At 35.7% G+C, this 5,455-nt stretch carries 2 protein-coding genes and 2 pseudogenes; all 4 read left to right on the top strand.

All coding sequences use genetic code 11. From position 1 onward, the window contains the following. The first annotated feature begins 59 nt into the window (after positions 1–59). Complete coding sequence (locus F6K54_RS39525; RefSeq protein WP_293089745.1) at positions 60–2,636, top strand: ATP-binding protein; 2,577 nt, start codon at positions 60–62, stop codon at positions 2,634–2,636. 1,326 nt (positions 2,637–3,962) lie between these two features. Beyond that, positions 3,963–4,064, top strand: a pseudogene (locus F6K54_RS43930) (ribokinase); the annotation flags it as partial. 6 nt (positions 4,065–4,070) lie between these two features. Next, positions 4,071–4,655, top strand: a complete 585-nt coding sequence (locus F6K54_RS39520; RefSeq protein WP_375342032.1) for a PfkB family carbohydrate kinase — start codon at positions 4,071–4,073, stop codon at positions 4,653–4,655. 454 nt (positions 4,656–5,109) lie between these two features. Further along, positions 5,110–5,286 (top strand): annotated as a pseudogene (locus tag F6K54_RS39515) (PfkB family carbohydrate kinase); the annotation flags it as partial. Positions 5,287–5,455: the final 169 nt, after the last annotated feature.

Below are 5,455 nucleotides of genomic sequence, written 5' to 3'. Positions count from 1 at the left end.
GATTGGCAGCCCAACTTCTTCCCGCTCCGCCACCCTTCATCACAGACCGCACACAATCGTTGCACACGCAACGGATCCTCAATAGTTCTTTAGGAGATTATCACTCAGCATATCAGTTTGGTCTCTTAGCACTAAAACTAACTGATAAATGGGAAATTTCAGGATTAAAATGTAAAGCTTGTGCTGGATTTGCTAATGCCTTAAGCTTTTGGTTTAAGCACATCAAAGAATCTAATATAATTAATAATGAAGGATATGGAGCTGCTTTAGAATCAGGGGATTTAGAATATGCAGGTTATCTTCTACATAACACAGCCATTAATTCATTATTTCAAGGTAGACCAATCTCAGAAATATGGAAAGAAGTTTATCGCTATTTACAATTTACTCAAAAAACAAAAAATCAACTTTCCACAGATACTTTAATAGGAATTAAAAATATTATAGAAAACTTGCAGGCACAAACAAAAAAAATGGATATAAACTCTTTAAAAGACGAAAAAATTGACTTTAACATTGACAAAATCAATGAAACAGAATACTTAGAAAATTGTCAACAACATCAAAATTTTTACTCTCTATGTATGTATCTAATTAATAAGTCTTATGTTCTCTATCTATACAGAGATTTAGATGCCGCACTGCATAGCATATTAGAGGCTAAAAAATATCTGACATTTATTAAAGGTACTGTACCTACTACAGAATTTAATTTTTATTATTCACTAATCTTAGCTGCCTTCTATCCTCATATTTCAGAAACTAAGCAAAAAGAATATTGGCAGCAACTAGAAAAAAATCAACAGCAGATGAAAACTTGGGCAGATAACTGTCAAGAAAACTTTGAACATAAATATTTATTAGTAGAAGCAGAAAAGGCAAGTATTTCTGGAAAGAATCTAGAAGCAATAGACTTATATAATCAAGCTATAGAGTCAGCACAGAAAAATGAATTTATCCAATATGAAGCATTAGGAAATGAATTGGCAGCAAAATATTGGCTAAATCAAAATAAATTTAAGTATGCCAAAGTTCATTTACAAGAAGCTTACTATGGTTATCAAAATTGGGGCGCGACTAGAAAACTGCAAGATTTAGAGAATCAATATCCAGAATTACAAAATATATTAACAGTTAAAAATCCCATAATTGATACTCAAACTACAGCAATTTCTAATGACACAAAAAAACACGATCAATCCCTAGATTTAGCGACAGTTATTAAAGCATCCCAAGCAATTTCTAGTGAGATTGTATTAGATAAATTACTATCTAAATTAATGAAAATTCTCCTCGAAAATGCTGGAGCTGAAAAAGGCGTTCTGTTGTTGCTCACAGAAGGTAAACTAATAACTAAAGCTGAAGCAACATTAGATTCCGCAGAAGTAGTAGTTCAGGAAAGTAAAATTAATGAACATGAAAATTTACCACTAACAATAATTAACTATGTAGAAAGAACCCGTCAAGATATTGTTTTAAGCAATGCTTTTGCTGAAGATCGGTTCACAACAGACTCTTATGTTGCTCAAAATCAACTTAAATCAGTATTATGTACTCCGATTATTAATGGTGGTAAACTTATCGGAGTTTTGTACTTGGAAAATAACTTAATAACAGGTGCATTTACTCCAGAACGTTTGGAAATATTAAGGCTTTTATCATCTCAAGTAGCAGTGTCTTTAGAAAATGCAATCTTATATACTTTTGTAGAGCAGAAAGTACAAGAAAGAACTCAAGAATTAAATGAAAAAAATCTACGACTAGAGCAAACATTACAACAGTTGCAACATACTCAATCTCAACTAATTCAAAGTGAAAAAATGTCCAGTTTAGGACAATTAGTGGCAGGAGTTGCCCACGAAATTAATAATCCTGTCGGTTTTATTTATGGAAACCTTTCTCCCGCTACTGAATATGTTTCTGATTTACTAAGTTTGATTGATTTGTACCAAGAACACTATCCTGAACCTGTAGAAGAAATTCAAGATGAAATTGAGGAGATCGAATTAGAATTTATCGTAGAAGATTTACAGAAACTTTTGAATTCCATGAAAGTAGGTACCGAACGTATTCGAGATATTGTCATTTCTCTCCGCAACTTTTCGCGTCTAGATGAAGCGGAAATGAAACCTGTAAATATCCATGAAGGTATCGATAGTACATTTCTAATTTTACATACTCGTATTAAGGAAAAGTCAGATAAACGTGGAGTGGAAATAGTCAGAAATTATGGTCAATTGCCACAAGTTATCTGTTATGTTTCTCAAATGAATCAGGTGTTTATGAATTTATTCAGTAATGCCATTGATGCTTTAGCATTTTTGCGAGATAAACAACAAGAATTTGACTATAAACCTACTATTACAGTTTCTACTGAAGTGACAGAGTCAAACACAGTAAAAATCAAAATTGGTGACAATGGTAGTGGTATTAATTCTGAGGCATTATCCAAGATTTTTGACCCATTTTTTACTACCAAACCAGTTGGTGCTGGTACAGGTTTAGGATTATCAATTAGCTATTCAATTGTAGTAGAAAAACATCAGGGTAATTTGAGTTGTGTTTCTGAGGTTGGAAAAGGTACAGAGTTCATCATTGAAATTCCTATTAAACCAGCAACTGGTAATTATAGTTAGAAGGAAGAAGGAAGAAGGAAGAAGGAAGGAGGAAGAAGGAAGAAGGAAGGAGGAAGAAGGAGTCAGCTTTTTAATGAATTAAGTAAGCATTAGACATCTCCAAAAATTCTCAAGCACTCACTATAACTAGGGTTTGCGTATGGAAAGTCTTTTTGCTGGGGTAGGAGACAGGAGACAGGAGACAGGAGACAGGAGAAATGGCTTGGGAGCGAGGAGGTAGGAGTTAAGAATTGTCTCTCAATTTTTCTGCCATAACCATCCCAAAATACTAGCTTTATGCAGCTCTTGCCACCAAAAAGCTGGTACTTTTTTCAACTCTAAAACGCTAAAACCAATATCAGTCAATACTTTTAGAATTAATCAGCAAGCCCTAACTATCTTTTGGGGAGCGATGTAGCTGCCGCTAGGCTCCGCCAACGCCATCTCCTCAAGATAGTCATTTTTTACCTACTTTAACAGTATTAGAGATAGTTACTGTTAATTATTTACTATTATCATACTTTTTTATTGTTTTTCTTTTATACATAAATTATGAATAATGCTTGTATTAATGCTCCTATTCTTAGTATAACTAAACTACACGTGGTTAATATTACCTTTTCACAATTATAAAGAATTTAATTTGAATCTTTCTCTTTCCCCTCCTTGATATCCTTTATCCCCTTGATTTTTTTGTTCTTTAAATTAACTGTAACGTTTTAGTTATTTAGGACTTACGCAGATACGCTATATATAGCGCTTAAAACTATTGTCCAACAGTACTTGGACTCTATAAATAGTGCCTTTGCGTAAGTCCTGTTATTATATTTTAGGCGTTGCTGATTCTGGGTATGATGCAAGCCCCCTAACCCCCCAAAATTGGGGGGAATAAAACTCTAAAAGTCCCCCTTTTTATCCCCCTCCCGTCCCCCGCAGGATCGGGGGAAGCCAGAGGATGCTTCGCTTTTTGTTGAATGGGGGATGCCAGATGTTGCTTCGCTTTTTGTTGAACGGGGGATGCGCGGGGGCTTTACCAGAACCAAACAATTGCGCATTCATACTTCAATTCAGCAACGCCATGTTTTAGATAAACTCAGGATTTAGCGATCGCCTCTCCCTGTTGATTTAGTCACAAATCAGAAGATAAGATTAGGATAGTTTCGCTATTTATATCATGTCCGGATAATTAGTGATGAAAAACTTATCCTCTTGCTTAAACAGTAAATCTTTTTATTTTCCCTACTCCCCTGCTCCCCCGCTCCCCTACTCCCCTACTCCCCTACTACCCACTCCCCCGCTCCCCTACTATTTTAATAATAAGTATTCAACCGGACATGATATTACTCTATGAGCATAATTATTTTTGGCAGCATTAACATTGATTTAATTGCAACTACTCTCCGCTTACCGACTCCAGGAGAAACTATTAATGGCAATAACTTTTTTACCGAAAAATTGTGGTTTAAAGCCTCCCCTTTTAAGGGGATAATAAAGAAAAATTTTCATCTCTTTGTCAATCCTCTTCTTTCAAGGAGAGGTAATTATTCATTATTCATTATTCATTATTCATTGTTGAACGCAGGTGGTGGTAAAGGAGCAAATCAAGCTGTTGCTGCTGCTCGTCTTGGCATTTCCACAAAAATAGTGGGGCGGGTAGGAAATGATAGTTTTGGGCAACAACTTCTGACAAGTTTGCAAACTGCTAATGTTGACACAACAGGAGTGGTAGTTGATGAGAATATTCATACTGGGGTGGCAGTTATTGCTGTGGATGCTCGTGGGGAAAATAGCATTATTGTTGTTCCTGGTGCTAACCATAGTATTAATAATACAGATGTGGAACGCCTGATAAATTTGCTATCGGATGCCACAGCTTTACTTTTACAATTAGAAATTCCCCTAGAATTTGCTATGAGTGCAGCAAAAGTCGCTCAAAAAATGGGAGTGAAAGTTATTCTCGTTCCAGCACCAATGCCAGTAAGTTTTCCTGATGATTTTTATGGTTTGATTGATATTATTATATCATGTCCGGATAATTAGGGCTTGCTGATTAAATATAAAAGTCTTGATATATAAAGGTTTTGGCCTGTTGAGGTAGTGAAAAAGTAGCAGGTATTTGCCTAAGAAAGCTCAAAAAGTTAGTATTGGGGTAAGATAGATACAGAAAAATCTTGGGATAATTTTTCGGAGTACGTCCTCTACAACTCCTGATTTCTCCTAACTCTTCACTACTCCCTACTCCCTACTCCCTACTCCCTACTCCCTGCCGAGCGCAAAAAGACTTATTCAGCAAGCCCTAATTAGTAATAAAAAACTTTCTCCTTCAACTCCAGTTCTTCTTCTTTCTTCCCTCCTGACTCCTGACTCCTGACTCCTGACTCCTACGTCGTTATTTATTTATAACTGTTCAACCTGACATGATATTACTCCTAATGAAATTGAAGCAAGTCAACTGGTTGGATTTTCAGTAAATGATTAAGAAACTGCTACTCAGGCAGCTATTGAATTATGTAAGCGTGGTGTGAAAAATGCTGTGGTGAAAATAGGCGATCGGGGTGTTGTTTGTGCAACTGAAGAGGAAACATTTTTTCAACCTGCTTTTGTAGTAGAAGCGATCGATTCTGTGGCGGCGGGTGATGCTTTTATATCATGTTCGGATAATCAGTTATAAATAAAATTTAATGACTGATAGTATCGACAGTACCAAAGAAATACTGAAATTCTCTTTACTTTTCTCCAATATTTCCTCTTTTTCTCCTTTCTTCCCTCCTGACTCCTGACTCCTGAGGACTGACTCCTCACAACAGTTATTTATAAGTATTCAACCGAACATGATATTA

It is taken from the genome of Okeania sp. SIO3B5, from assembly GCF_010692555.1.
In the GTDB taxonomy this organism is placed as follows: domain Bacteria; phylum Cyanobacteriota; class Cyanobacteriia; order Cyanobacteriales; family Microcoleaceae; genus Okeania.
The sequence above is the reverse complement of the archived record's forward strand: the minus strand, read 5'-3'. Positions and strand labels throughout refer to the sequence as shown.